General features: G+C 43.3%; 1 pseudogene. It reads right to left on the reverse strand.

Going from position 1 to position 563, the window contains the following annotated elements:
- Positions 1 to 20: 20 nt before the first annotated feature.
- Positions 21 to 563: pseudogene (locus H6A32_RS15895) on the reverse strand (ISNCY family transposase); the annotation flags it as partial.

Raw genomic sequence — 563 nt, forward strand, 5'->3', positions numbered from 1 at the left:
CTTTATGAAAGTGGTAAGTCCTATGCTATGAGTGGCTTTAAGCTTCGAATGTATTCATGATGTTTGATTTTATCGGCGAGAACAACAGTAATCAGCTGAGTGATACCGGCAAGGATCAGATCAGCATGTAAAGTCTTCTCGTTTTGTGTCCGACGGCCTGCTAGACAGAGATGATCTTTGATGTGGTTGATATCTCTTTCGACAACAGTCCTTGTTTTATAGGTGTTATCCCATTCTTCGGTTCCGCGGATCGTTCCGGGATAAGCCCGCAGATCCTTTTCCGGATAGACATAAACCATACGCCCGCATCTGGAAGTGGTACAAGGATTTTCACAGCAGCATTGTCTGTAAGATTTTTGGGTGGATTTCTCGTAAGCCCATCTCATTTTGGGGCAGACAAACTTGAATCTGGTAACACCGCTTCTTAGTTTAGAAGTGCATTCGTACTTCATTGGGAGGGAAGGATCATGAGGACAACAAGGGATCCCGTCTTCATTGATAGTATAATCCTGATTTTCAAGACCTGCTCTTGCATTGAGTGGAATATATGCTTTCTGGAAATG

It is taken from the genome of Drancourtella massiliensis, assembly GCF_016900655.1.
Taxonomy (GTDB): domain Bacteria; phylum Bacillota; class Clostridia; order Lachnospirales; family Lachnospiraceae; genus Sellimonas; species Sellimonas catena.